This window comes from Marisediminitalea sp. (assembly GCF_984433645.1).
On record NZ_CFIDRX010000007.1, the window covers coordinates 11,483 to 36,817 of the forward strand.

The following is a 25,335-nucleotide window of genomic DNA, read 5'->3' on the forward strand; positions in this document are numbered from 1 at the left end:
GTTTGCTGTAAAAGTGAAAATGGACTTCTAACAGCATATTCGTGTTGTGAAATGAGAAGGGCGACCATGCGTCGCCCTTTTTTGTGGAAAATGGGAAGAGAGTTCGCTAGACCGCGACTTTTAAATACCCCTGTTCAATAGCCAGATGCACCAGCTCGGTATTAGTGTGGATCTGCAGTTTGCTTTTAAGCTGGGTCAGGGTATTGGAGATAGTCTTGCTTGATACGTTCAGAGCATTGGCTAATTGCGTGCGATCCAACCCTTTGGCTATGCCAATAAACACATCAAACTCGCGCTGGGTCAGCTGATCGCACACGGCTTCATTTTCCTGCATTTGATGCGTTGCTAATTGAATAGCCAGGCTGTGTTCAATATAGCGTTTGCCAGCGCGCACGGTTTTAATCGCATCGATCATGGTATCGGGGCTGCTGCGTTTACTTAAATACCCCATAGCGCCGGTTTGCATGGCGCGCTGAACCACCGAAGGTTCGTCAAACATACTGAAGAAAATGATCTTCAGCTCTGGCCAGCGTTTGGTAATTCTGCCTGCTAAAGTCAGTCCGCTGGAGGCTTCCAGATTGATGTCCAGAATCACCAGATCAACTGACTGCTGGCCCAGAATTTTAAGCGCCTGCTGCGCATTTTCGGCTTCGTCTACCTGGGTTTCGGGTAACATCATGGTCAGTAGTGCGCAGTAACCTTGTCTTACAACGGCGTGGTCATCAACGAGCAATATGTGCATGGTTCTGCTCCGGTTCTTTGGTAACAGGGATGCTCAGACTGAGGCTGGTGCCCTTGTCCGATGAATCAATAAGTAAACGGCCATTGGCCAACTTTGCCCTTTCTTGCATGGACTCAAGGCCGAGGCCCCGGTGATTACTGTCGGGTGTAAAGCCTGTGCCGTTATCCCTGATTGTCATCAGTAAATTACTTGCATCCGTGTTCAAATGAATATCAACCTGGTCGGCCTGTGCGTGTTTGGCTATGTTGTTCAGCGCTTCCTGAACAATGCGATAGACCTGAGTATCTCGCTCCAGGTTGGCTTCAAAGGGCGCGCAGTCTTCCTGCCAGCTAACGTTAACCGGATGAATGTCCTGCCACGACTGCACAACCTGATGAATAGAGCGCACCAGACCGAGACGGTGTAAAAATACCGGGTAGAGCTGCGACGTCACCTCTTTCATGCCCTGATGTACCGCGTTGCACTGCTGCTGAATCTGTTCACACGCCTTGGCTACAAACTCCGGGTGTTCGCGCTGTTGAGAAAGCATGTAGGTTTGCACAGTGATGCCGGTAATCAACTGACCCAGATTATCGTGTAATTCCCTGGCCAGACTCTGGCGCTCCTGTTCCTGAATGGCAGCAACGCGTTTGCGCAATGTAACCACCTGATTTTCCTTGCGCTGCAGGCTTTGAGTCAGGGAGTTGTAATGATCGATAAGGGTTTGAATTTCGGCGATATCGGTGGCGTCACCGCTGTACTGGTAGTTTCCCGTGGTCATGGAATCTAAACCGTCGCATAGCTTAGCCAAGGGGCGTAAGCGCGAATTGACCGCGTAGCGCAAGCTGAACAAGGTAACCAACAGCGCAACAAAAAAGATACTGAGTACCTGAATAACCGTAGTTGCAATTTCGTCTAATTCGGCATCGGCGTTAGCGGCAATCCACAGCGTCTCTCCCGACAATGCGTGCTGAACGGCTTGTGGCGGCATGGGTGTAAAAATATGATTGAACGACCAAGACGATTCTTGCGCCGAGTGTGGCGTGGGTGGTTCGCTGAGCAATACTAGATCGCGATTACTTTGTAACAGCAGTTTGAGGGTTTCCAGTGAGATATCACTAGCAGCCAGCGTTTGCGCTTGCGAAAACGCCGCCCGCCCTTCTTTTTGCACGTCAGCGCGGGCCTGCATGAACATTACTACCGACAGGACAGAAAATACCCCGGTAAAGATCATCACTACGGTCAGTGTAATGCGGTTAGAGGCCAGCATGGATTAGTAAACCTGTATTCTTAACATTCCAATAACATTATATCCTGTTGCCCTGCGCTTGCGTGGTTGTTGGGGTAGTACTTTGGTCAGGAAGGAGGGGGTACTTTAGTCGTATCTTCAGAAAATTAGCGCGGGTATGAATCGGTAATTTCTACTCGCTTTACTCACAGTACGAAAGTGCTACAGCCAGAATTGAACAAAAGATCAACAATATTTTTACCATTTATTAATAAATAACAAAGGGTGGTGAAATGAAACGGTTACAAACAATATTGTTGTTCGGGACGCTGTTGGCCGGATGTAGCTCTCTGTCTGCCTGGGCAGGAAGCTGGCAGACCAATCAATCGGTAGGCAACTTTACCAAGGTACATGTATATACGCCGGATACGGTGTCACCCGTTGGTCAGGGGCGAGCCTTACTGGTGGTGTTGCACGGTTGCACACAGTCGGTTGATGCCTATCTTACCGCGAACCTGGAGCCCGCTGCAGACGCTTACGGCATGGTGATAGCAGTGCCGGACGCGCTGAACAAAGCGGGCTTTAGTTGTTGGTCCTACTGGCAGGGAACCAAATCGCGTAATGCCGGCGACTATGCGAATTTGCTGTCGTTGGTATCAGCCATGACGGCTGACACCAGCAAAGGGATTGACCCTGATCAGGTCTATATTGCCGGGCTGTCATCTGGTGCGGCTTTTGCCAACACCACGGCATGTCTGGCGCCGGATGTATTCGCGGGAGTGGGGGTAAGTGCTGGACCCAGCATCGGCACCAGTTCCAGCGGTGCCATTGGCAGCTGTGAATATGCTGATGTAGCGACCCGATGCCAGCAATACGCGGGTAGCTACAGTGGATCGCTGAACGATCAAATTGCTTCTATTGCACATGGTGACGCCGATACAACGGTGGATCAATGCTACAACCGACAAAATGCCGAAGGGATGGCCGGGGCTTACAATGTAACGGAACTGCCGGGTAGCAACGTGATTGGCTCAGGTAGCCGCACTATGCAGGAGTTTCTGTGGCAGGACGGTCGTGTATCAATGGTGTGGCTGAACGGTGTCGATCACGCCTGGTCTGGCGGCGCGGGCGCAAGCGGATCCTACATTAACGGTAATGGCTACAACTATGCTATGTACCTGGGTCAGTATTTTGCTGATAACAATCAGCGAGTTGATCGCAATCAGGCCCCGGTAGTCAGTAATGTGTCAGCCACAGATACCGGCGGGCAGTTGCAGATCAGTGGCAATGCTGTTGATACAGATGGCAGTGTCAGTGCGGTTGAGGTGCTGATTGAAGACAATGCGCAAAACAATTATCAGTACACCACGTCAACACTGGCAAACGGTGATTTTAGTTTAACCACGGCCAGTCTGCCGGATGCGCTGTATGTTGTCACGGTGAGTGCTACAGATGATGCTGGTGCAACATCTGACGGTGTATCGGTTACTGCCAGGGTGGGGCCGCCACCACCGCCGACAGCGCCAACACTGAGCAATGTAGTGTCTGACGTGTCTGCACAGTGCGTAACCGTTAGTGGAGAGGTGTTCGACGAAAACGAAGATCTGACAAGCGTAAGCGCGAGCTTTGCTACCGGCAGTGTTACAGCAAACATCAATGGCATCGCGTTTAATGCGCAGGCGTGCGAACAACCGGGTGGCGAGCAAACCATTATCATCACAGCCACGGATGCAAGCGGATTATCGGCAACGGCGTCTGTTACTGTTACTGTGGATGCCGGTGTTACCGCAACCCTTAGCGAACATATTAATGCCGGTCGGCTGGACTACACCAACTACGCGAATTGCTACCTTGAGTACAGTGACAGTGCGTTTAAGTTAAACGAGTCTCCGGTAAGCGGTCAGCTGTGTCAGTGGCAGGATGACGATGCTTCCTGTGTCGGGCCTCAGCAGGCGTGCAGTGCCGGTGGCGATAACGGGTCAGGGGGTGACGGTGGCTCTGGTGGTGATGGCGGTGATGGTGGCAGTGGCAATACTTGCGCGGAATACACGACTGCCAATTATTATCATAAAGTGGGCGGTCGGGCTTACAGTACCGGTAATTACTGGGCGCCGGATTACTTTGCTCAGGGCACTAACGCACCGATGAGCGGCTCCACATGGGGCAGCAATACCTTGCATTCCAGTGATGGCAGCAATTGGTCATTAGGCAGTTGCCCGTAATCTGAGCTCTTAGCTACTACAACAAAAACACAGGCCGAATTGGGCCTGTGTTTTTATTTTACAGCGTTAGTGGTCACTGTGATTATTTGCGGCGACGGATCAGCACCAAGCCTGCCAGCCCAATCAGGCCTGCTAACCCCCAGCTTCCTGCATGATATTCCACAACGACTTCAGAGGTGACGGGTTGATCAAAGTCGGCACTTTCAAGGCTTTGATAAGAGAGATCTGCGTCACTGTATGCATCAATGGTGGCCACATGTAAGTCAGAATCTGCGTCAATCAGCTCAATCAAAATGTCATAGTCACCTGTTGGATACCCTGTCTCCAGTTCACTTTCCAGTAACACCGAGTCGTCGCTGCTTTCACCGAACAAGGTAAAAACTGAGGTAACGTGAAACGGCTCGTAAAAGTCATTTTTGCCCAGGTACACAATGGCGTAAACCGGGGCCTGATAGTAGGCCGTGTCGGCATCAAACTCCAGACTGAAACCATAAAAATAACCATCGTAATCACGGTCGCCATATAGCGTTACCCAGGCGTCGTAGAACCAATAGTCAATGTGATCTGTGGTGCGTAGCATTTCGCCAGTCTTGCCCTGTAAACTGCTGACGTCGACCTTTCTCTTGTGCTTTGGTGTTGTGGTCAGTGACGTCTGTAGGTCGGGTTGGTTGAACTGTTCTTTAACGTTTACTGTTGGCGTGTCGGCATACGATACACTCGACACGCTCAACGACAGTGCTAATGAAGCCAGTAATACTTTAAGCTGTGACTGTATTTTCATGGTGCATCCCTCTGAGTCATCTTGTTTACATGTGTAGTGTGCGCAGAGTTAGATGAACAAAAACTGAAGTGAAACTTAAGGAAAGATGTATGAAAGCGATGCGAAAGCACGGGCTAGCGGGCTTGGTTTGTTTCATTTTATCTACATGTGCATGGTCAGGCTTGGCAGAAAACCTGACTATTCAGCCGCTCTCGGACACCGTGTTTATGCATCAGTCGTCACGCGAGGTCGAGGGCTTCGGTGATGTGACGGGTAATGGGCTTATTGTGGTTGATGGTGCGAAGGCGTATTTAATTGATACGCCTTGGGATCGGGCGGACATTCAGGTGATTCATAACTGGCTGGACGCCCGTGCGTTATCGCTGTCTGGTGTCGTTGCAACTCATTCCCATGATGATGCCGGAGGTAACCTGGATGTCTTTCACCAACAACAGATCCCGACCTGGGCGCACGCGGTTACCAGTCAATTGTTAGAAGAGAAAGGGGAGGCGCCTGCAACCCATGCTTTTACAGAGTCTGTTACGGTACTCCCCGAAACGGTTGAACTGTTTTATCCAGGGCCAGGGCATACATTCGATAACATTGTAGTGTGGTTACCCAAACAAAAATTGCTGTTTGGCGGGTGTTTTGTTCGCGCGCTGGAGACTGATTCGATGGGCTACACCGCCGAAGGTGACGTGCAGCAATGGGGCGAGTCTGTGCAGCGGGTGCTGGCTCGTTATCCGAATATTCAAGGGGTTGTGCCCGGTCATGGTAAAGCGGGTACGGTTGAAATGCTCATAAAAACGCAGCGAATGGCGAGACAGGCGGCGGCTGAACAATAAAGCCTGTCTTGCAGAAGTGCAGGATAGGCAAAACGTACGACCAATAACATTGTGATGCCCGAGCAGGCCAGATAAGCTGAGTCAATAATAACGAAATAAAAAAGCTGATTTTCCTGCCTGAATTCAATCTTTTATCAGCTTTAATGTGTGCTTCTTTAAGTGTTGTCTGCGATGCCGCCTTTGGTGGTGTCGTGTCGCGTCTTTCCCAAATGCATCAGGACCTCAACTAAGATGGAGTCACTATGCAACGCAGACACTTTATGAAACAGGCTTTGGGCGCGGGACTAGCCAGCTCGCTCCTGAGCTGCACCAGTCAACGGCAGCCGGCAAGTTATCACCCGCCCTCTTCTCCAGTGACATTGCCTGTAAGCCTGCCGCCACTTGCCAGAGTCGAAGCGCGAAGCGATCGCATTGTTGCTATGAATGTCTGTACCCGTCCATTTCGGGCCATGGGGCCGCGTACTGATGTCGAGTCGATGGGCAATAAAACCGTGATCCACAACTATGGTCATGGTGGCAGTGGTTGGTCGTTGTCCTGGGGCGCCGCGGCGCTGGCAGAGCAGCAAATTCGGGCTGAAGTTAATACGCCTGTGGCAATAGTGGGTTGCGGTGCGATCGGGTTAACCACCGCGATTGCGTGTCAGCGCGCCGGATATCAGGTAACAATTTACGCAAAGGAACGCCCTCCCTACGTGCGCTCTAGTTACGCAACAGGAATCTGGTCGCCGGATTCCCGCATTGTGACACTGGAACATGCCGCCGACTATGCTCAGACCTGGCAATGGATGGCGCGCTTGTCGTATTTGCGATTTCAAACTCTACTTGGCTTGGCGGGAACGCCGGTCGAATGGACCACCATGTTCCGGCTGGCCGATAAGCCTTTTGACGATAAAGGCGGGCATAATATTCCCGGCGAACCGGCTTATCCCAGGTTTCAGCATCAACTGCTCAGCGATCTCACGCCAAAAGCCAGAGATGTGCCGGAACACCTTAACCCCTTTGCCACACCACACGTTCGCCAGTTTCCGCTGCTGATGTTTAATATCAGCGCTTATTCGCAATATTTACTGGATGTGTTTACGCGAAATGGTGGGGTTATTGTTAACAGAACCCTTTTGCATCAGGATGATTTTAAGCAATTTGATGAATCCATTATTGTTAATTGCACGGGGTATGGCGCGAAAGCTTTATTGAATGACGAGACAATCACACCGGTACGAGGCCAAACCTGCAAGTTGATGCCACAACCCGAGTTGCAATACGGACTGCAATATTTTGACCGGCATACATCATTTTATCCTCGCCGTGACGGGATCCTGGTACAAGCTGGCGCAGAGGGCGACTTTAATAATCCACAGGCCAGTATAGATCCGGCTGAGTCAGTGGCTGCGGTAAATGCCATTGCCGATATCATGCAGTCGATGCGCCGAGTTTAGACTTGTATTACAACAAGCCCACCAACGAGCATGTTGTTGGGGCTTGTTTGTAGAACTGCTTTTTGGTGTTTAGTTTGAGGATTGCGCTGCGCGCGCTTTCTCTATGCGATCTTTGAGCATAGGGTGTGAGCTTAGAATTTTATCCATTTCACTCTCCGGAGGCAGAGAGCTGGCCAGCGATTCCAGCGCGTCAGCAAAGTCTTCTGGTGTAAGGCCGGCAGCGCTGGCATGACGAAGCGCAAAGTCATCGGCTTCCGTTTCCAGCTTTTGCGAAAACTGATTGTTGATGAGGGTATTACTGGCCCCCATAAACGTTTCGAAAACACCGCTGACGTCACCAAAAAAATACGTGATCACCATGGTGGTTGCGATGGTTTCGGCGATCAGTCTCATAGAGTGTTGCTCGCTGACATGGCCAATTTCATGCAACAAAATAGCCGAGAGCTGCTTTTCGTTCTGTTCCACCAACTCCACTAATTGGTCGGTAAACACAATCGTGCCATTGGGCAGGGCAAACGCATTGGCTCCCATGGTGTCGGTATATCGGAACTGGGTATTGAAACCAGGCTGATCCAACTGTACTGCTTGATATACGGTTGCAAAGCGCTGGGTTAAACGCTGACGTACATCTTCGTCCAGTCTGGAGGGCTCCAACACGGTGGTATCCAGTGCAGACAGCGTATGCCGGGAGGCCACGTCTTTTAATGTGTAGGGCACATAAGAGGCAAACGTAATCGCCATGGCCGGTATAACAAATTTAAAGATGGCCACTAACATCAAGGGCGCTAACACCACGCTGGCAATAGCCCATCTGGCACTGTTTTCCAACGAAGACAGTGACCAGCCCGTTTGCTTTTTCTCATCCGAGCGGCGGTCAAGCCAATGATGAAGGTTGTCATCGGCCTGCACAGTAATAAGGTCGCCATTGCTCAGTGCAATATCACGGGGCAGGTTACCAACACGACTGTCAGTTCTGAAGGTGCCTTTTTCAAACACACCCAATAAGGTGCGTTCCGGCACAGAGTGCAACGTAAAGTGACCGTCCTCCAACACCAGTTCAACGTGCTGATGCGCTGTTGAACCGGCGGTGTAGAGCTTACCTGTGTATATCATAACGGGGATTAACCCAGTGATACATCGAGGTCGAAGGCACTGGCGACTTCTTCTGCGGTGGCAGTGCCGGTTTGTTCTTTAGACGCAACAACCGTATCAATACCGTCGAGAATATTTACCTGGGTATGCGCAGCCAAATAGCTCAGCGTGCGGGTTTTGACCCATGGCAGCGCCAGTCCCAGACTGAAAATTAACGCCAGCATGTTAGTGAGTTTCAGCAGGATAAAGCTACCTACCGTGACATCGGACTCAAACGTAGCGACGTTAGCCAGGCGGGTATTTTCATACATGTGATTACGGATCATGCCTGAGTAAATTGCGCTTGCTAAGGTAAACACAAAGAAATACAGAATGAAGGTGCCTAACATAATCGAAACACTGCCGGTCGGGTCGTTAGCTGTCTCTGAGCCACTGAAAACGGCGGTTGCGCCAACAAGGCCAATACCGATTAAGAAAGTGACAAACGACACGACACCTGCGGCCAGACCGGCAATAAAATAGGTTCCACCACTTAATTCTGCGCTGAAGGCCTTATCGCCGTAGGTGGTGTTATTCAAAATGAATTCGTCCATCTTTTTCAATGCCCACGGCATGGCCAGATAAAGCGTGAAAAGAGTCAGGAACGGGAACAACAGAAACACCAGAAACGCTTCGCCATAACGGCCCGTAAAACCAAAACGAACATTGCGATAGCTGGTCATTTTCATTGCAAACTGCAAGCCTTTGCAGATTAACCACGGTGACAACACTGCTACAACAAGCATCATGACCAGGCCCACGACCGGGCTGGTGGATACCGCCAGAATATAACCGACGAGTAGAATGGCGCTGATAATGCGCCCTTTTAAAATCTGTAAGGGTTCTGCCAGATAAGCAAAACGGTGGCCGTCAATTTCAAGATTGCCATAAAGATAACGGTTGGTACGCACCTTTGCCCATGCAGAATAAATTCCGAGGGTAACAATGGTCAGCAGTAAATTCACAATCCAGATAGAAAAGAACTCTTTACCGGTCCCATGGAAGTTCACGGCAGATTTTCGTAGGAATGTACCTTCCGTTTCCGCTTGAGCCTCGTCAGACACATGCTCAGCGTGACTGGCAATTAATTCGTCGAGCTGTTGTGCTCTTTCCGGATATAAGGACACATCAATTGTGGCGCGAGCGTCGCACAATTCCTGGTATGAATAGGCTGAATAATCGGGTGTGGTATCCACGTGACCTCCTGTCGGCTTGACCGTCCTCGTGACGGCTTTTTATTAGTAATGTGTCCCCTGACTGTTCGTATGCAGCCAAAGGTGAATGATTCTTTTTTAACTGTTTTTGTAAGGGAAAGCAACAGGCCTGAAGGACAGGCCTGGGAAATGAATTATTCTTCTTCGCCTAACTCTTCTGCGTCGTCGCCGATGTAGTAAGTACCCCAGCCATCGTAGTGGACCTGGTGTTTGTCGGCGATTTTTAACAGCGAATCGATATCGGCATCTAATTCTTCTCGCTTTAAAAAGCGTTCAGCAATAATGTCGAAACAGAATACGGTGCCGCCGTCGTCAAGGTAGACTTCTTCGGCGTCAGTTACCTCAAAACCCGCCTTGAACGCATCAACCGCGGCCTTTTCCAGGCGGTCAAAATTATTGCACGCCATGTGGTGTTCGATAGTGTACTTCGCATCGGCTTCGCTGCCGTCGCTGATAAGCGCATCAATGGTTTCCTGGTTAAATTCATACCATTCTGCGCGTTCGTCAAATTGTGTCATTGTGCTTCTGCCTTCTCACGTATAGTTATAGTCTATCGTGATTTTTCCATTTCGGCGACTTCGGCATTTAACTCTTCGAACTTTTTTTCCATGCGTTCATGGTAATAGGCCATCCAGCCTTTGGGGGACCGGGAATCGTCGAGTGGCTCCGGTGCTTCTACGTCAACCAGCACCACGCCATTGTTCCAGCGGTTCCAGCGAATTTTGTTGTGCATATTGCTGGCCGTTACCAGCATCAGTGGCGTGTTGGTTCCCTTCGCTAATCGAAACGCGCCAACCTTGAAAGGCAGAATGCCCCGGCCGTATGAACGTGTTCCTTCCGGGAAAAACCATATCGACAGATTCTTCTCAGTAATTTTTTTAGCGGTCAGCGTTAGTGTATCCATGGCTTTACTGGTGTTCTTGCGGTCGATGAGTATATTGCCGCTAAGCCAGTATATTTGGCCAAACACCGGAATCCACTTCAAACTCTTTTTACCAATGGTAACCACGCCGGGAATGGCCGCTTTGCAAATGGTAATAATGTCATAGGTGTTCTGGTGATTCGCGATCATGACATACGACAAATCGGTATCCAGATTTTCAGGGTAACGAACCACCACTTTCAGCCCGAAAATGCGTGACATCATGCTGTACCACTGGCCGGCGATATACACATTGTCACGGTGGAAAGGACGGATAACGCACCGCAACAAGACTACAATATTGATAAACAGAAAGGCGACCACTAACAGCAACGCCCGGATAATTGCTAACACTTAAACACCTATTGAAAAATTTGCGCCGGATTATAACGGCTTAGGTTGCATCATCATCTCCGATCAGTCAGTCTCAGCTCAACAAAAGCCACTGTTGTTATTGGGGACTCGTGCTATGCTTGATCAGAGTAACTATTGTAGCGACTATCGCACTGTATCGTAACGCCGCCAGACCTTTATACGCCCAAATGGTGATAAACGGGTTTGAATGGCTGAGTGAGTTGTTTTTACCATGCAAACTTTTATACCTGAAGAACTAGAACCCGAAATTCTGTCTGACCTGATTGAAGAGATCAATGAGCTGTACGAAGCCAGTGAGCAAACACTTATTGAGCTCGAGTTGAAGCCGGAAGACAATGAATTACAGCGTGCATTGTTTCGTTCCGTGCATACCATCAAAGGGGATCTGGGGCTGGTAAACTTCTCGCCTATTATTCCTTTACTGCAGCACGTAGAAGATTTGCTGGATTTTCTGCGTAAAGGGCAGGTGGACTACACCAGTATCATGAGCGATCTGGTGTTGCTGACCATGGATCGCGTGAAACAGTTTGTGGAAAGCGTCATTGCCGAAGGGCAGGCGCAATACGATGATGTGTTGTATCAACAACTGATCATGGCCATCAAGCGTATTACGCCAGACAACAAAGCGCAGCATGACAAGCTGTTAGGCGAGGCAGTGCTATTGCTTAATCCTGACCTTGATCAACCGGCTTACGGAGAAGATGAAGGTGAGCAAAGCGCTGAAGCAACCGCTGCGCCTGCGCCACAAAAAGCCACATTAGGTAAAACCGGGATCCCCAAAGATCTCAGCGCGGAAAAGCGCATGGATATCTTGTTTTTCCGCGAGATGATGCAAACCATTGAGCACCGCTCCAACTACTGGGCCGGTCGAGGCGATCGCATTGCGAAACTGGCGCTATATGTTAATGATGTCGCCGGTAATCCCATTGAAGAAGATCAACTCGCTGTCGCCTGTTATGTGCATGATTTTGGTATGGCGTTTATGCCGCTGAAATTACTGCACAAGAATGACCCCTACACCGACAATGAATTTAATTTGATGCGCTCGCACGTGTATAAAAGCTCGCGCTTGCTGGAGCATTTGGACCAGTGGGACATGGCTCGCAAAATTGTCATGCAGCACCATGAGCGGGTCGATGGCTCTGGCTATCCGCTGGGGTTAAAAGAAGATGATATCTGTGATGGCGCAAAACTACTGGCGATTCTGGATACCTTTGATGCGATGACGCACTCCCGTGCCCGTGCTGATAAACAAGCGATATCCAAGAAAAAAGCGGTGATTGAACTCAACCGACAGGCCGATGGCAAATTTAGCCAAACCTGGCTCCAGTATTTTAACAGGGCGATGGCCAAGGTACTGACCCGCTAGACTTGTAAGTTTATTCTGTGGAAACGAAAAAGAGGAAGCCTGGCTTCCTCTTTTTCGTTTGGCTTTGGTGTGTTACGCGTCGACACCCAGTTCTTTTAACTTGCGAGTGAGGGTGTTGCGCCCCCAACCCAGGCGTTTCGCCGCTTCTTGTTTGTGACCATGGGTGTGGTGTAATGCGCGCTCCAACATGATCTTCTCAAAGGTCAACATGGCGTCATTGAGGATATTGTGCTGACCTTCTTTGAGCTGACGATCCACAAAGGTAGCCAGTAGCTCAGTCCAGTCCCCACTTTGACCACTGCTTTTCTCGGTAACACCGCCGCTGTGAATTTCTGGGGGCAGGTCTGCAGGCAGAACTTCCTGACCAGTTGCCATGACCGTTAACCAGCGACACACGTTTTCCAGCTGACGTACGTTGCCGGGCCAGGGGAGTTGTGTCATGACCTTTTCTGTTTCTTTACTCAGAATTTTGCATTCCACATCGAGCTCTTTGGAAGCGCGGCGAAGGAAGTGTCTGGCCAGTAACGGAATATCTTCACGACGTTCATTGAGTGACGGAATATGAATGCGAATAACGTTCAGACGGTGAAATAAATCTTCACGGAATTTGCCGTCGGCAACGCGCTTTTCCAGATTTTGGTGCGTCGCCGCGATGATTCGCACGTCGACCGTAACAGACTGGTGTCCGCCAACCCGATAGAACTGACCATCGGCAAGTACCCGTAATAACCGGGTTTGCACATCTAATGGCATATCACCGATTTCGTCGAGGAACAGGGTGCCGCCGTTAGCTTGTTCGAAGCGCCCCTGACGTGCAGCCTGGGCACCGGTAAACGCACCTTTTTCGTGGCCGAATAGCTCGGATTCAACCAGATCGGCAGGGATCGCCGCCATGTTCAAGGCTATAAATGGGTTAGCTGCTCTGGGACTATGGCGATGCAGCGCATGGGCCACCAGTTCTTTACCCGTACCGGATTGGCCGTTGATCAGCACACTGATCGAAGAACGTGACAAACGTCCGATGGCGCGAAACACTTCCTGCATGGCAGGGGCTTCGCCAATAATTTCGGTGGCTGATTCGGCCTGAGGTACCTGGGTGGTTCGCGATTGCTCCCGCGCGTGAATTAACGCGCGTTCTACCAGTGTGACTGCTTCGTCTATATCAAACGGCTTCGGCAAATATTCGAATGCCCCGCTTTGATACGCGTTAACTGCACTGTCTAAGTCAGAATGCGCCGTCATAATAATTACGGGGATCATGGGGGCAATCTGGTGGACTTCATTGAGCAACGTCATGCCGTCCATTTGTGGCATGCGAATGTCAGATACGACGACTTCAGGATACTGGCCGGATTCCAGTTGTAACAATAGATCTTGGGGGTTCTCGAAACAGCAGCAGTCGATGTTGGCTACTTGTAATGCTTTTTGTAACACCCATCGAATAGAGCTATCGTCATCAACAATCCATACAGATTCAGTATTCATGATTACGACTCCTTCCTGTCGATCGGTAAAGATATAATAAATTCGGTGTGACCAGGACGGCTGTCGACTTCGATTTTTCCGTCGTGGTGATTAACCAGCGTTTGTGCAATGGACAAACCCAACCCTGAACCAGTGTCTTTACTGGTCACAAGTGGGTAAAACAGGGTGTCGCGGATGTCGGCAGGAATACCGGGTCCATTGTCGATAATTTTGATTTGCGCAGCCAGCGAATGGCGTTGGCCATGAATAGTTAGCTGACGTTCAATACGCGTCACCAGCCTGATATGCGGATTAGGTGTCTTCGAATCCCGAAGCGCCTGCACTGCGTTGCGAACAATATTGAGTACGGCTTGTTGCAGCATGTCAGGGTCGACTTTGACATCAGGGATACTGGGGTCGTAATCACGGGAGATCGCGATGGCCTGTGATGTGTCTGCTTTCATCAGACTACGGATCTTTTCCAGTGGACGGTGCAAGTTACACCACTCCAAGCGCGGTAGGGAATTCGGGCCCAGGAGTCTGTCTACCAGGTTGCGTAAACGGTCAGACTGCTCAATGATAAGCTGGGTGAATTCTTTTTCATCGGGTGATGACAGCGCTTTTTCCAGCAACTGCGCAGCGCCCCGAATACCGCCGAGTGGATTTTTGATTTCATGGGCGAGTCCGCGAATCAACTCACGCGCTGCAAAATGCTGGGCGTGCTGCTGATTTTCCCGTGAAATGCGTTTTTGCTGATCGATCTTTTTAACTTCGAACAACAGCCGGGGGCCATCGTCTGTGTTCAGATTCGTTACTGTTAAGTCGGCTGAAACGACGCGGTTGTCCCGAAAGTACAGTTTAACTTCGTTCTCGGTAAAGTCCTGACCACTGCGAAACGCGGCGCGTAGGCGTGCCTTATTGATGGTGTTGGGCACAAAGAAGTCGGCAATACTGTGACCGTATAGCTGTTTTGTACCGGTAGCAAAAAGTGCCTGACCGGCGTGGTTGGCGTAAACAATACGCAGGGAATTGTCGATAACCACAAGTACGGTGGTTACGCTATCCAGCAAATTGTTGGTATCAAACGGCGTGGCTTGCATGCCAGCTTTCTCCACTTGCACCATTATGGTGCTTCATTATTTCAGGCAAACTAAACCCGTGCAAGATATTCCCAATTAAAAGCTCGCTTGAACCTCATTGGTGCGCGTAATACGCGGGTTTGCTGTTAATTATTGTTAATAAGACGTGATGCCTGATGCAGGTAAAACGTTCGTGGAGTGGTAGATGCAAGAGTCTTGCCCGTATTGTCCTTATGGACAATATAAAATGAGTGTGCGCCACGGGGCAGATTATTCAGGGTAAACAAAGGCGTGGCTTGTTCGCTTTGCAGCTCGTCATTTAAGAAAAGCTGGTACTTGTCGCCTTGTTGCGTGTTGGTGACGCGCGCTGCAATTTGAAGGTTACCCGCATTGTTGCGCACGGTAGCCTGGTCTTCGGGTTGTAATATGGTTATTTCTGAAGGCTGGCGCTGGCGCTGGCGCTTAGCAGACGGGTTTGTCCTGGCTGTCGGTGTGGCGACGGGAGCCGGAGGGCTGACCATACGGTTATCAGGGCCGAGGGTAACGGGCTGACTATCCGGTTGTGGCGTATCGGTATAGGTCACCGAGCCGTCTTTATTGACAACTTTGTAGATCTGCTGGGCGGTGGCTAAGTGGCTGACGCCGCTTGCAATAACCGCACTCAATAGTATTAGTAAAATACGCATGCAGTTGATTGTAGGTGAATTCACATAAAAAAAAAGCCCGCAGTTGCGGGCTTTGGTATTTTATCTGATACGGTGCTTACACACTGTAGTACATGTCGAACTCAACTGGGTGAGTAGACATGTTCAGTTTAGTGACTTCTTCAGACTTCAGCTCGATGTAGGCATCGATCATATCGTCAGACATTACGCCACCTGCAGTCAGGAACTCACGGTCGTTGTCCAGTGCTTCCAGTGCTTGCTCCAGTGAGCTTGCAACAGTTGGGATTTCTGCTGCTTCTTCAGCTGGCAGGTCGTACAAGTCTTTATCCGCTGCATCACCAGGGTGGATCTTGTTCTTAATACCGTCAAGACCCGCCATCAGCATGGCAGTGAAGCCCAGGTATGGGTTTGCAGTTGGGTCAGGGAAACGTACTTCGATACGACGTGCTTTGTCGCTGGTTACGTAAGGAATACGGATTGAAGCTGAGCGGTTACGTGCAGAGTATGCCAGCATTACCGGTGCTTCGAAGCCAGGAACCAAACGCTTGTAAGAGTTAGTAGAAGCGTTAGTGAAAGCATTGATTGCACGCGCGTGCTTAATGATACCACCAATGTAGAACAGTGCTTCTTCAGACAGACCAGCGTACTTGTCACCTGCGAAGATGTTCTTGCCATCTTTGGCGATTGATTGGTGACAGTGCATACCAGAACCGTTGTCACCTACCAGAGGCTTAGGCATGAAAGTAGCAGACAAACCGTAAGAATGCGCAACGTTGTGGATTACATACTTATAGATTTGGATTTCGTCAGCTTTCTTAACCATAGTGTTGAACTGACAAGCGATTTCGTTCTGACCCGCAGTTGCCACTTCGTGGTGGTGCGCTTCAACAACCAGACCCATTTCTTCCATTACCAGACACATAGCGGCACGGATGTCGTGTGCTGAATCTACTGGTGGAACCGGGAAGTAACCGCCTTTAACGCCTGGACGGTGACCCATGTTGCCGTCTGCGAACTCAGAACCTGAGTTCCATGCGGCTTCTGAAGAGTCGATTTTGAACATAGAGCCTGACATATCAGTGTGGTACTTGATATCGTCAAACAGGAAGAATTCTGGCTCTGGGCCAAATAATACAGTGTCACCGATACCAGTAGACTTCAGGTACTCTTCTGCGCGGCGAGCGATTGAACGCGGGTCACGGTCATAACCTTCCATAGTAGAAGGCTCAACGATGTCACAGCGGATGATAACCTGAGTTTCTTCTGCGAATGGGTCAACCACGGCGCTTTCCGCATCTGGCATTAGAATCATGTCTGATTCGTTGATGCCTTTCCAACCGGCGATTGAAGAACCGTCAAACATTTTGCCTTCTTCAAAGAAGTCTTCGTCGATCAGGCCCGCAGGAATAGAAACGTGCTGTTCTTTACCTTTAGTGTCAGTGAAGCGAAGGTCTACAAATTTTGCTTCGCTAGATTTGATTAATTCTAATGCCGATTCAATTGACATCGTGTCCTCCAGGTTATTTTAAATGTGTGAACCAATACTGGGTTCGCAGGTGAGAAATCCCTAAGCGATAATCATGCCATTTGCTTGAGCAAGGCTGGACACCGCGTAAATTCGATCTGTCGTCACGATCTTAAACATTGTTTTGCACCATTATGGTGATTTTATGGTTTATTTTGGTGCAATTGGTGGCCGGCATACACATCAATGTGACCACGCTCCTCATTCTTTCACCCGGCGTGAGAATTAGCAATAGATGAATTTTATTTGAAACTGAAAAAAACATGCGCAAAGCACACGGTTTTTCTGTACAATCCGCGCTCATTTTTATTATTTACAGTGTGTAATAGCCGGTGTGTGCTGCAAGGCCATATGTTTGGCGGGCTGCACACCCTGCAGGTTGATTTTCAATGAATGTAACTGACATCAATAAGCTAAGAAATATCGCGATTATCGCGCACGTTGACCACGGTAAGACTACCCTGGTAGACAAACTGCTACAGCAGTCGGGCACCCTCGAAACCCGAGGCGAAGCGCAAGAACGCGTCATGGACTCTAACGATATCGAGAAAGAGCGTGGTATTACCATCCTGGCCAAAAACACGGCCATTAACTGGAACGACTACCGCATCAATATCGTTGACACCCCAGGACACGCCGATTTCGGCGGGGAAGTAGAACGTGTAATGTCGATGGCTGATTCTGTACTGCTGCTTGTTGATGCGCAGGAAGGTCCAATGCCACAGACGCGTTTCGTAACGCAAAAAGCCTTTGCTCAGGGTTTGAAGCCGATTGTTGTTATCAACAAAATCGACAAGCCTGGGGCACGTCCTGACTGGGTAATGGATCAGGTATTTGACCTGTTCGATAACCTGGGGGCGACCGACGACCAGTTAGACTTCCAGGTTGTTTACGCGTCTGCATTGAATGGCTGGGCGTCATTGGATGCTGACGAGCCAGCTGAAGATATGACCGCGTTGTTCCAGACTATCGTTGATCAGGTTTCTCCACCGGATGCGGATATCGATGGTGCTTTCCAGATGCAAATCTCGCAGCTGGACTACAACTCATACGTTGGTGTTATCGGTGTTGGTCGTGTTAAGCGCGGAAGTGTAAAGCCAAACCAGCAAGTGACTGTTGTTACCGCTGACGGCAAAACCCGTAACGGTAAAGTAGGTCTGGTATATGGTTACCTGGGTCTGGCACGTCACGAAGTCGAAATGGCAACGGCGGGCGACATTATCGCGATTACCGGTTTAGGTGAACTGAAAATCTCTGACACTATCTGTGACGTGAATACCGTTGAAGCATTGCCGCCACTGAGCGTTGATGAACCAACGGTAACGATGACCTTCCAGGTAAACACCTCACCGTTTGCCGGCAAAGAAGGTAAATACGTGACTTCACGTAACATCCTTGAGCGTTTACAGGACGAACTGGTTCACAACGTTGCACTGCGCGTTGAAGAAACCAGTGACCCGGATAAATTCCGCGTATCAGGTCGTGGTGAACTACACCTGGGTATCCTGATTGAAAACATGCGTCGTGAAGGCTATGAAATTGCCGTATCACGCCCGGAAGTAATCCTGAAGGAAGAAGACGGCCAGTTAATGGAACCGTTTGAAACCCTGACAATTGACTGTGAAGAACAGCACCAGGGTTCAATTATGGAGCAACTGGGTCTGCGTAAAGCTGAAATGACCGATATGTCTCCGGATGGTAAAGGCCGTATTCGTATGGACTTTATGATCCCAAGCCGCGGCTTAATCGGTTTCCAGACCGAATTTATGACGCTGACTTCAGGTTCAGGTTTGCTATATCACTCATTCGACCATTATGGTCCGCACAAAGGCGGTACAATTGGTAAGCGTAAGAATGGTGTACTTATTGCCAACGCGCCGGGTAAAGCACTGACTAACGCCCTGTTCAACCTGCAGGAGCGTGGACGTTTGTTCATTGGTCACGGTGTTGAAGTTTACGAAGGTATGGTTATTGGTATCCACAGCCGTGATAACGACCTGACGGTTAACGCACTGAAAGGTAAACAGTTAACTAACGTTCGTGCGTCTGGTACTGACGAAGCGCAAACCCTGGTGCCACCTATCAAGATGTCACTTGAGCAAGCACTTGAGTTCATCGATGACGACGAACTGGTAGAAGTGACCCCAGAGAGCATTCGTATTCGTAAGAAGTTACTTACTGAAAACGACCGTAAGCGCGCGTCTCGCAGCAAGTAGTCATTACGTCGGGTACATCTCAGTTTTTGTGATGTTCGCCGCGAATTATTCGATTTAGTTATATATGCAAAGGCCGGTTGCTATCGCAACCGGCCTTTTTCTATTACTATTAGGAACATAGTAGCTTGTGTGGTGTGGTCATCGGGCGTTTGAGCAAAATCGGTGATCCCGTTTTATAATAGTAGGACACGCACAGATAAGGCTTTCAGGCTGGTCATGTGTTAACGCCCTTCTTACTCGTTTAATTTAGATGGTTTGGTTTCAATCCTATGTCTACGTTTACCATTGCCGTTATTGATGATGATGAAGTATCGCTGGAACTCATCGCTCACATCATTGAATCGGAGCTGGATGCACAAGTTATCAGTTTTGCACGCAGTGCATTCGCAAAAGAATTCTTAATGCATCAAAACGACACATCGCTGGATATGATAATCAGTGATATGGTGATGCCGGAATACGATGGCTTGTCTTTACTGCGCGCGTGTCGCGAGAAGGGGCTCAGCGTCCCGTTTATTTTTATGACAGCTTATGCAACGCGTCAGACCGAAATGCTGGCCAAACAACTGGGAGCCGTCGCTTACCTGGTGAAGCCAATCAGACGCGAAAAACTAATAAGCCTGTTAACCGAACAACTGACAAAGTAATGTCGCAATCGAACTAAAAGGTAGTCGCAGTGAGTACGTTTGATCACACGCCTGACCGCAGCAATCAGTGGTCGTTTAAATGGCAAAAATATGCAGGCAAAGACATTTTGCCTTGTTGGGTAGCAGACACAGAGTTTCGCTGTGCGCCGCCTATTCTGGACGCGTTACACGCACTGACAGAGCACGGTGTGATGGGATACACACTGCCAGCCCAGCATCAGCCCGCCAACGATGCCATTGTGCGCTGGTTACGTGACAAGCACGACTGGGCAATTGAGTCAGACTGGATTGTGTGGACACCGGGTGTTGTTCCGGCTTTCAACGTCGCCATAAAAGCATATTGTGAAGACGGCGACAAAGTGTTGGTGCAAACGCCAAACTATCCACCATTGTTAGCTGCGCCCGCGTTAAATAACACGCAACGCGTTGATATTCCCACCGTGCTGCAAGATGGGCGCTGGACGCTGGATCTGGACGCGCTGGCGAAAGAAGCGGCGGATCCGCGCTGCAAGCTGATGATCCTGTGCAATCCGATGAATCCCGTTGGTTCTGTGATGACTCAGCAAGAAGTCGACGCTATTGCGGCCATTTGTGAACAACACAACGTCAAGTTATGCTCCGACGAAATTCACTGTGACCTTATACTCAATGAGCAGGTAAAACACATTCCTGCCGGGCGGGTTGCCGCATTGCAAGATCGCAGTATTACCTTAATGGCCGCCAGTAAAACCTTTAACGTTGCGGGTTTAGGGACCTCATTTGCGATTATCCCTGATGCCTCGTTACGTCGTAAGTTTACCCAAGCCGCCGCTGGCATCGTGCCCTGGGCAAATATTATGGGGTTGGAAGCGACTCGCGCCGCCTTCACTGAAGGTGATGAGTGGCTGGCAGAGCAAATCGCGTATTTGCGTGAAAACCGTGATTACCTGGTTTCTCGTATAAACGACATCGACGGTTTGTCTGTGGTATCTGCAGACGCCACCTTCCTGGCGTGGATCGATGGCAGTGGACTGGGTGTCGCAGACGTACAGCAATGGTGTGAATCCAAAGGTGTTGGTCCGTCGCCGGGCAAAGACTTTGGTGCCCCCCAGTTCTTCCGCATTAACTTCGGCTGCAGCCGCGCGATGTTAACGGAGATCCTGGACCGGTTAAGCAAATAGCTTCTGGTACGTCAGTCCGACGATCAGAGCAACCACGCTAGCTCCCAACACATTGGCCGTCAAGCGATTGCGAAGCGCGCCAAGTTGGGGGTGAGTATTCATCATATAAAGCAGCAACAGCGCAACAACCGGCAGTAAAATACCGTTCGCCGCCTGGGCTAATAAAATCGCATACAATGGCTTGGTGCCGGTTAAGGTCGCCACGACGCCTGCCACTAACACAATTCCCCAGACTGCGCGAAACCATACGCTGGTAAGATCCGTCGGTTTGTTCAGTGCGCCGCACACCGCATAAGCAGCCGCAAGTGGTGCAGTAATTGCGCTGGTGAGACCGGCTGCAAACATGCCCATTGCAAAGAAGACTTCCGCGTAAGGTCCTAACAGCGGAGCGAGTTGCGCCGCCAGGTTGCCGGCGTTCAGTGCATCGGCCTGACCAAAGAAAGTCTGCATGGCGGTGGCCATGATCACCAGCGTAATTAACCCGCCCAGGCCAATAGCGATACCAGATTGGCGACGGTACTCACTGGCTGGTTGGCTGTGTTCCTGCTGTTGTCGCGCTATCAGACTGGCGTGTAAAAACAGGTTATAAGGCACAATCGTTGTGCCTATCAGTGCCAGAATTGTCGTCAGACTCTCAGTATTGATTACCGGATCGGTAATTTGGCTTAACATACCCGACCAATCAGGTTCGGACACTGCAAATGTAACAACAAACACCAGCGCCATGATTGCCACTAATGCGACCAGCACGTTTTCAATAAGCTGATATTTACCGCGCCACAGCAGAATGGCTGCGAGGCCACCCATGACCCCACCCCAGGGGCCGATGCCCAGCGCAACAATATTATTCAGGCCCAGCGCCGCGCCAGTGAGATTGCCGGATTCATAGGCCGCATTGCCAACACCGATAGCCCCAACGACCAGCAACACTAAGGGATATTTAATCCAGGGCAGTCTGAACTGATGATGCAGGGCCTCGCTCATGCCTTTGCCGGTAGCAAAGCCTAAACGAACGGCCATATCCTGCAGCACTATGGTCGCAAGCACAGAGAACACTAATGCCCAAACCAAATGGAAGCCAAACTGCGCGCCGGCCAGACTGGCAGTGGTGACAGTACCGGGACCAATAAAGGCCGCGGCAATAATGTATCCGGATTTGGTTCGGGATTGGCTCATGCTACACTCGTTATTATTGTTTTAAGCTGGACACATCACAGGCAGGTATCGCGGATATCGCGACGCTTATCTTCCTGTGCTGTTTTAGCTATTAAACCATGCCTGCTAACCAGTGAACAGATGCAAGCGAAGGGAACAGACCATGCCACAGGCAATCAGTATTTTTGAACACCCGGCATTAAAGCACATGCTCGCATCGCGCCCCTATGCGGAGGGGGTGATCTTTGCCGTTGCTTCCTCGCCTGAAATTCCCATGCCTGAAGAATGGATGCCCTGGGTGATTGAACAGTCTGGTTCGCATAGCATTAGCAAAGATCAGGCAGACGACATGGCAGATGGGCTAATGAAAGTGCTGCGCGATGCACTTGATGCAATGCGCAAACAACAGGTGCTGCTGCCAGTGTATTGTACCTGGTCTGAAAATGACGCTGAGCGAGCCGGATTATGTGAATGGTTAAAAGGATTACTGACCGGACATCAACAACTGGAGAAAGTCTGGCAACGTGCGTGGCATGAGGGAGGCGAACAAGGCTCAGATTTACCTGGGTTAGCAGAACGGTTGACGCGCTGTCTGAAGTTGTTTTCTACATTGGCCGAACCAGAGCAAGCCATTGCCAATGCGCCTGACGCACAGCGCAAGGTTTTAGCCGACGGGCTGCCCAAGCTAGCGGCCAGTTTACCGGCTATGCTGCAAGAATATGTTGCGATCAGTGGTGAATTAGCCGGACATTTACCCAATCAATTCGAAACGTTTAAATCTGAGTAGGGAAAAGCCAGGCAGTATGTTTAACGCTGCCGCTGCCTGAACTGAAGGTGTTCCTTCGCACTGGTTACATAATTGTCCAGCGCTTGCTTAGCTTCGTCGTACGCCATTTGTAATTCTTCTGAGGCGGGATCGGCACGCAGGGCTTCAAAAGCGATATCCGTTTTGTGTAACAGCTCTTTGAGTAGCTGGTTATTCACGTCCATGTATTGTCCTTGTTAAGCACCCTGACATCCATTTAGGGGCGGGAAAACATCAAAAAATGAAGAATCAGATAAATTTAACGACCGCCAGTAACACGATAGCGAGCAATACCAACACCGGCGCTTCATTCAAAATACGGAAAAAACGGGCTGAGTGCGTTACTTTATCTGCGGCAAATTGTTTTACCAGGTGCCATAAATAAAAATGGTATCCGTAAATAAGCGTAACTAATACAATTTTTATATGCAACCAGGTTGATGCAGCAAACCATGCATATCCATAAGTGTAGATAAGGGCTACCCCAAAAAGCAAAGTAAATACGGCGAATGGGGTAACAAATAACCATAATCGACGTTCCATGACCTTAAAGGTGTCTTTCACGATCTGATTGTCAGCTTCCGCGTGATAAACAAACAAGCGCGGCAGGTAAAAAATACCGGCAAACCAGGCAACCATAAAGAAGATGTGAAGGCCTTTTAGCCACAGGATTGTCATTGTGTATACCTTTATTAAAACTGAGCGCGCTGCAGAAAGCTCTGCAGCCGGTTCCAGGTGATCACACCTGTGATGGTCGAAGGGTTGTCGTCGTATATATATACGGCACCTGAGCGGGCACTGTTAAGCTGCTCGTAGACTTCAGCCAGGGTTGCCTGTGACGACATGCCCGTCATGGTTTGATAGCTAATGGGGTGTGCATGCTGGCTTAAGCTAACATCATAGTGGACCCAGGCGTATTTAAGATCCAGTTCAAACTTACTTTGCTGAATAACTAACTGGGTAGGCGAGTCCGCCAGGAATTTCTGCAACGCTTCTTCCGGGGCATCGTAGAACAGCTTGAAGTCTGTTTCCATGGCAGCTTGCACGCCGGTCTTTTCCAGTGCCTCGCGAATAGAGGTAATGGCATAGGGCAGCTTCTGAAAATCCAGTTGCTGAATAAAGATAGAGCGGTTGCCAAGGAACTGCGTAGCGGTGACGTAGGCCGGGACGATCACCAAAATCGCCGGCAAAATAATTTCAGGTCGATAGGACAGCTCCATTACGGCAACCAATGCAGCAAGCGGGGCGTGCAATACAGCGGTGAGCATGCCCGCAATGCCCAGTAGCGCAAAGCTGCTGGTGAAGTCTTCGCGGGGTAACCAGTGTGAAACAGGTATTAACAAAAACGCCCCTGCCAGCATACCAATTACCATAACCGGGCCGATAATCCCGCCGGGGATACCCAGGCCAATAGCACAGGTGGCAAGCACAAACTTCATTAGCAGAATGGTGAGGACCAGCAAGGCTTCCGGATTTTGTGAAAACAGCGCATTCACATCCTCAAAATTTGCTCCCAGCGACTCAGGTAATAATGCACCGCCTATTGCTGTGATAAGCGAAGCGAGCAACAAGCGCCACACCATCGAAACCCGACGAAATGCGGTCATGACCGTCATTAACGTGTGGTTAAATAAGGTAGCTAGTACCCCCAACAAACAACCAAAAACAATCAGGTACAAATACACCCACTGGCTAAACGAGGAGAACGAGAAATACGCCAGTTCATTGCCTTCGCCAAACACAATGCGGGTGATCACCGAGCCGCAGGCAGCAGAGAGCATTACGGGCACAAAAATGTGTATCTTGTATTCCCGTAATACGACTTCCATCACAAAAATAACCGCGGCTAAAGGCGTGTTGAACGACGCAGAAATACCCGCGGCGATGCCACATCCGGCAAGGGTACGGATACTGTTTTGCGGTAGTCGCAAGGTTTGACCAAACAAGCTGCTTCCTGCAGCACCCAAATGCACCGAAGGCCCTTCGCGACCGACCACAAAGCCCCCGGCGAGTGCCAACATGCCGCCAAAAAACTGGTTTACTGTGGTGCGCCACGGAATATGGCCATAGTGCTTCTTTACCCGGTGAATAACGAACGGGATACCCAGGCGGTAGTGTTTAAAGCCGGTAAAAAAGGCGATGATAAGGATCAGCACCGCGGCGGCAATGGGCAGGATGATCCACGCAAGTGTGTCACTTAATTCGAAGCGACTGAGTAACGCTAACCCGGTGGTTTGTGTCCATTCAATGCCTAATCGGAACAGCACGATTAGCAGCGCTGATGTGACACCAGCAATGATCCCCAGTAAGCACAATTGTACTGAAGTGCGGGGGTGAGCTAATTCGTGTCGAAGAGACTGCAGTCGCATAATACCGGGCATGCACAAGGGAATGGT

The 25,335-nt window shown here is 49.9% G+C and carries 23 protein-coding genes; 8 read left to right on the forward strand and 15 right to left on the reverse strand.

The window, feature by feature from the left end:
• Positions 1 to 106: 106 nt before the first annotated feature.
• Both AC4MRN_RS02040 and AC4MRN_RS02045 read right to left on the reverse strand, forming a co-directional pair.
• The gene (locus AC4MRN_RS02040) at positions 107 to 742 is read right to left on the reverse strand and encodes a response regulator (protein ID WP_073323624.1); all 636 of its coding nucleotides are present in this window, start codon (positions 740 to 742) and stop codon (positions 107 to 109) included.
• Positions 723 to 1,991: a sensor histidine kinase gene (locus AC4MRN_RS02045; protein WP_491202351.1), complete on the reverse strand. Its 1,269-nt coding sequence runs from the start codon at positions 1,989 to 1,991 to the stop codon at positions 723 to 725. The genes AC4MRN_RS02040 and AC4MRN_RS02045 overlap by 20 nt, the downstream gene beginning before the upstream one ends.
• A 251-nt stretch (positions 1,992 to 2,242) precedes the next feature.
• Between AC4MRN_RS02045 and AC4MRN_RS02050 the strand changes: the two genes are divergently transcribed.
• Entirely contained in the window at positions 2,243 to 4,171 is a 1,929-nt protein-coding gene (locus AC4MRN_RS02050) for an extracellular catalytic domain type 1 short-chain-length polyhydroxyalkanoate depolymerase (RefSeq protein ID WP_491202352.1), read from the forward strand.
• A gap of 82 nt (positions 4,172 to 4,253) precedes the next feature.
• Here AC4MRN_RS02050 and AC4MRN_RS02055 read toward each other — a convergent pair whose 3' ends face one another.
• A complete protein-coding gene (locus AC4MRN_RS02055; RefSeq protein ID WP_073323618.1) occupies positions 4,254 to 4,952 on the reverse strand; it encodes a choice-of-anchor H family protein in 699 nt (232 codons plus the stop codon).
• An 89-nt stretch (positions 4,953 to 5,041) separates the two neighbouring features.
• Between AC4MRN_RS02055 and bla the strand changes: the two genes are divergently transcribed.
• The gene (gene bla, locus AC4MRN_RS02060; RefSeq protein ID WP_491202353.1) at positions 5,042 to 5,776 is read left to right on the forward strand and encodes a subclass B1 metallo-beta-lactamase; all 735 of its coding nucleotides are present in this window, start codon (positions 5,042 to 5,044) and stop codon (positions 5,774 to 5,776) included.
• A gap of 242 nt (positions 5,777 to 6,018) precedes the next feature.
• On the forward strand, positions 6,019 to 7,212 hold the full coding sequence (locus AC4MRN_RS02065) for an FAD-dependent oxidoreductase (protein WP_491202354.1): 1,194 nt from the start codon (positions 6,019 to 6,021) through the stop codon (positions 7,210 to 7,212).
• 69 nt (positions 7,213 to 7,281) lie between these two features.
• Here the strand turns inward: AC4MRN_RS02065 and AC4MRN_RS02070 are convergent, their stop codons facing one another.
• The 4 genes from AC4MRN_RS02070 to AC4MRN_RS02085 all read right to left on the reverse strand — a co-directional run bounded on the left by AC4MRN_RS02070 (position 7,282) and on the right by AC4MRN_RS02085 (position 10,833).
• On the reverse strand, positions 7,282 to 8,325 hold the full coding sequence (locus tag AC4MRN_RS02070; RefSeq protein WP_155013889.1) for a M48 family metallopeptidase: 1,044 nt from the start codon (positions 8,323 to 8,325) through the stop codon (positions 7,282 to 7,284).
• A gap of 8 nt (positions 8,326 to 8,333) precedes the next feature.
• A complete protein-coding gene (locus tag AC4MRN_RS02075; protein ID WP_491202355.1) occupies positions 8,334 to 9,539 on the reverse strand; it encodes a YjgN family protein in 1,206 nt (401 codons plus the stop codon).
• A 152-nt stretch (positions 9,540 to 9,691) separates the two neighbouring features.
• Positions 9,692 to 10,075, reverse strand: a complete 384-nt coding sequence (gene rraB, locus AC4MRN_RS02080) for a ribonuclease E inhibitor RraB (protein WP_073323610.1) — start codon at positions 10,073 to 10,075, stop codon at positions 9,692 to 9,694.
• A gap of 32 nt (positions 10,076 to 10,107) precedes the next feature.
• Complete coding sequence (locus tag AC4MRN_RS02085) at positions 10,108 to 10,833, reverse strand: 1-acylglycerol-3-phosphate O-acyltransferase (protein ID WP_073323608.1); 726 nt, start codon at positions 10,831 to 10,833, stop codon at positions 10,108 to 10,110.
• 232 nt (positions 10,834 to 11,065) lie between these two features.
• On the opposite strand from AC4MRN_RS02085, the gene AC4MRN_RS02090 reads away from it, so the two are divergent.
• Positions 11,066 to 12,223, forward strand: coding sequence for an HD domain-containing phosphohydrolase (locus AC4MRN_RS02090; RefSeq protein WP_073323606.1), 1,158 nt, complete (start codon positions 11,066 to 11,068; stop codon positions 12,221 to 12,223).
• Between the two features lie 72 nt (positions 12,224 to 12,295).
• Here the strand turns inward: AC4MRN_RS02090 and glnG are convergent, their stop codons facing one another.
• The 4 genes from glnG to glnA all read right to left on the reverse strand — a co-directional run bounded on the left by glnG (position 12,296) and on the right by glnA (position 16,938).
• Entirely contained in the window at positions 12,296 to 13,708 is a 1,413-nt protein-coding gene (gene glnG / locus AC4MRN_RS02095) for a nitrogen regulation protein NR(I) (protein WP_073323604.1), read from the reverse strand.
• Between the two features lie 2 nt (positions 13,709 to 13,710).
• Complete coding sequence (glnL, locus tag AC4MRN_RS02100; RefSeq protein ID WP_073323915.1) at positions 13,711 to 14,787, reverse strand: nitrogen regulation protein NR(II); 1,077 nt, start codon at positions 14,785 to 14,787, stop codon at positions 13,711 to 13,713.
• A 125-nt stretch (positions 14,788 to 14,912) separates the two neighbouring features.
• Positions 14,913 to 15,452 (reverse strand): DUF4124 domain-containing protein, encoded by a 540-nt coding sequence (locus AC4MRN_RS02105; RefSeq protein ID WP_491202356.1) that lies wholly within the window; start codon positions 15,450 to 15,452, stop codon positions 14,913 to 14,915.
• 76 nt (positions 15,453 to 15,528) lie between these two features.
• Positions 15,529 to 16,938 carry a glutamate--ammonia ligase gene (gene glnA, locus AC4MRN_RS02110; RefSeq protein ID WP_073323600.1) on the reverse strand — a complete coding sequence of 470 codons (1,410 nt, stop codon included), beginning with the start codon at positions 16,936 to 16,938 and terminating at the stop codon, positions 15,529 to 15,531.
• Positions 16,939 to 17,345: 407 nt separating this feature from the next.
• On the opposite strand from glnA, the gene typA reads away from it, so the two are divergent.
• The 3 genes from typA (at position 17,346) to AC4MRN_RS02125 (ending at position 20,979) form a co-directional block, all read left to right on the forward strand.
• The gene (typA, locus tag AC4MRN_RS02115; protein ID WP_073323598.1) at positions 17,346 to 19,172 is read left to right on the forward strand and encodes a translational GTPase TypA; all 1,827 of its coding nucleotides are present in this window, start codon (positions 17,346 to 17,348) and stop codon (positions 19,170 to 19,172) included.
• A gap of 269 nt (positions 19,173 to 19,441) precedes the next feature.
• A complete protein-coding gene (locus AC4MRN_RS02120) occupies positions 19,442 to 19,819 on the forward strand; it encodes a response regulator transcription factor (protein WP_073323596.1) in 378 nt (125 codons plus the stop codon).
• Positions 19,820 to 19,848: 29 nt separating this feature from the next.
• Positions 19,849 to 20,979, forward strand: a complete 1,131-nt coding sequence (locus AC4MRN_RS02125; protein WP_491202357.1) for a MalY/PatB family protein — start codon at positions 19,849 to 19,851, stop codon at positions 20,977 to 20,979.
• On the opposite strand, the gene AC4MRN_RS02130 is transcribed toward AC4MRN_RS02125, so the two are convergent.
• The gene (locus AC4MRN_RS02130; protein ID WP_491202358.1) at positions 20,968 to 22,155 is read right to left on the reverse strand and encodes an Nramp family divalent metal transporter; all 1,188 of its coding nucleotides are present in this window, start codon (positions 22,153 to 22,155) and stop codon (positions 20,968 to 20,970) included. The two genes, AC4MRN_RS02125 and AC4MRN_RS02130, sit on opposite strands and share 12 nt — an antisense overlap.
• Positions 22,156 to 22,297: 142 nt before the next feature.
• On the opposite strand from AC4MRN_RS02130, the gene AC4MRN_RS02135 reads away from it, so the two are divergent.
• Positions 22,298 to 22,921 (forward strand): UPF0149 family protein, encoded by a 624-nt coding sequence (locus tag AC4MRN_RS02135; RefSeq protein WP_155013897.1) that lies wholly within the window; start codon positions 22,298 to 22,300, stop codon positions 22,919 to 22,921.
• Positions 22,922 to 22,941: 20 nt separating this feature from the next.
• Here AC4MRN_RS02135 and AC4MRN_RS02140 read toward each other — a convergent pair whose 3' ends face one another.
• The 3 genes from AC4MRN_RS02140 to AC4MRN_RS02150 all read right to left on the reverse strand — a co-directional run bounded on the left by AC4MRN_RS02140 (position 22,942) and on the right by AC4MRN_RS02150 (position 25,308).
• Positions 22,942 to 23,124: a hypothetical protein gene (locus tag AC4MRN_RS02140; RefSeq protein ID WP_073323588.1), complete on the reverse strand. Its 183-nt coding sequence runs from the start codon at positions 23,122 to 23,124 to the stop codon at positions 22,942 to 22,944.
• A 64-nt stretch (positions 23,125 to 23,188) separates the two neighbouring features.
• A complete protein-coding gene (locus tag AC4MRN_RS02145) occupies positions 23,189 to 23,617 on the reverse strand; it encodes a CopD family protein (protein WP_073323586.1) in 429 nt (142 codons plus the stop codon).
• Positions 23,618 to 23,631: 14 nt separating this feature from the next.
• The gene (locus AC4MRN_RS02150; protein ID WP_073323913.1) at positions 23,632 to 25,308 is read right to left on the reverse strand and encodes a chloride channel protein; all 1,677 of its coding nucleotides are present in this window, start codon (positions 25,306 to 25,308) and stop codon (positions 23,632 to 23,634) included.
• Between the last annotated feature and the right edge of the window lie 27 nt (positions 25,309 to 25,335).

Bases quoted from the DNA above. Each gene is read 5' to 3' on its own strand.
- AC4MRN_RS02040 (WP_073323624.1), bottom strand. From the start codon at position 742: ATGCACATATTGCTCGTTGATGACCACGCCGTTGTAAGACAAGGTTAC.
- AC4MRN_RS02045 (WP_491202351.1), bottom strand. From the start codon at position 1,991: ATGCTGGCCTCTAACCGCATTACACTGACCGTAGTGATGATCTTTACC.
- AC4MRN_RS02050 (WP_491202352.1), top strand. From the start codon at position 2,243: ATGAAACGGTTACAAACAATATTGTTGTTCGGGACGCTGTTGGCCGGA.
- AC4MRN_RS02055 (WP_073323618.1), bottom strand. From the start codon at position 4,952: ATGAAAATACAGTCACAGCTTAAAGTATTACTGGCTTCATTAGCACTG.
- bla (WP_491202353.1), top strand. From the start codon at position 5,042: ATGAAAGCGATGCGAAAGCACGGGCTAGCGGGCTTGGTTTGTTTCATT.
- AC4MRN_RS02065 (WP_491202354.1), top strand. From the start codon at position 6,019: ATGCAACGCAGACACTTTATGAAACAGGCTTTGGGCGCGGGACTAGCC.
- AC4MRN_RS02070 (WP_155013889.1), bottom strand. From the start codon at position 8,325: ATGATATACACAGGTAAGCTCTACACCGCCGGTTCAACAGCGCATCAG.
- rraB (WP_073323610.1), bottom strand. From the start codon at position 10,075: ATGACACAATTTGACGAACGCGCAGAATGGTATGAATTTAACCAGGAA.
- AC4MRN_RS02090 (WP_073323606.1), top strand. From the start codon at position 11,066: ATGCAAACTTTTATACCTGAAGAACTAGAACCCGAAATTCTGTCTGAC.
- glnG (WP_073323604.1), bottom strand. From the start codon at position 13,708: ATGAATACTGAATCTGTATGGATTGTTGATGACGATAGCTCTATTCGA.
- glnL (WP_073323915.1), bottom strand. From the start codon at position 14,787: ATGCAAGCCACGCCGTTTGATACCAACAATTTGCTGGATAGCGTAACC.
- AC4MRN_RS02105 (WP_491202356.1), bottom strand. From the start codon at position 15,452: ATGCGTATTTTACTAATACTATTGAGTGCGGTTATTGCAAGCGGCGTC.
- glnA (WP_073323600.1), bottom strand. From the start codon at position 16,938: ATGTCAATTGAATCGGCATTAGAATTAATCAAATCTAGCGAAGCAAAA.
- typA (WP_073323598.1), top strand. From the start codon at position 17,346: ATGAATGTAACTGACATCAATAAGCTAAGAAATATCGCGATTATCGCG.
- AC4MRN_RS02120 (WP_073323596.1), top strand. From the start codon at position 19,442: ATGTCTACGTTTACCATTGCCGTTATTGATGATGATGAAGTATCGCTG.
- AC4MRN_RS02130 (WP_491202358.1), bottom strand. From the start codon at position 22,155: ATGAGCCAATCCCGAACCAAATCCGGATACATTATTGCCGCGGCCTTT.
- AC4MRN_RS02135 (WP_155013897.1), top strand. From the start codon at position 22,298: ATGCCACAGGCAATCAGTATTTTTGAACACCCGGCATTAAAGCACATG.
- AC4MRN_RS02140 (WP_073323588.1), bottom strand. From the start codon at position 23,124: ATGGACGTGAATAACCAGCTACTCAAAGAGCTGTTACACAAAACGGAT.
- AC4MRN_RS02145 (WP_073323586.1), bottom strand. From the start codon at position 23,617: ATGACAATCCTGTGGCTAAAAGGCCTTCACATCTTCTTTATGGTTGCC.
- AC4MRN_RS02150 (WP_073323913.1), bottom strand. From the start codon at position 25,308: ATGCGACTGCAGTCTCTTCGACACGAATTAGCTCACCCCCGCACTTCA.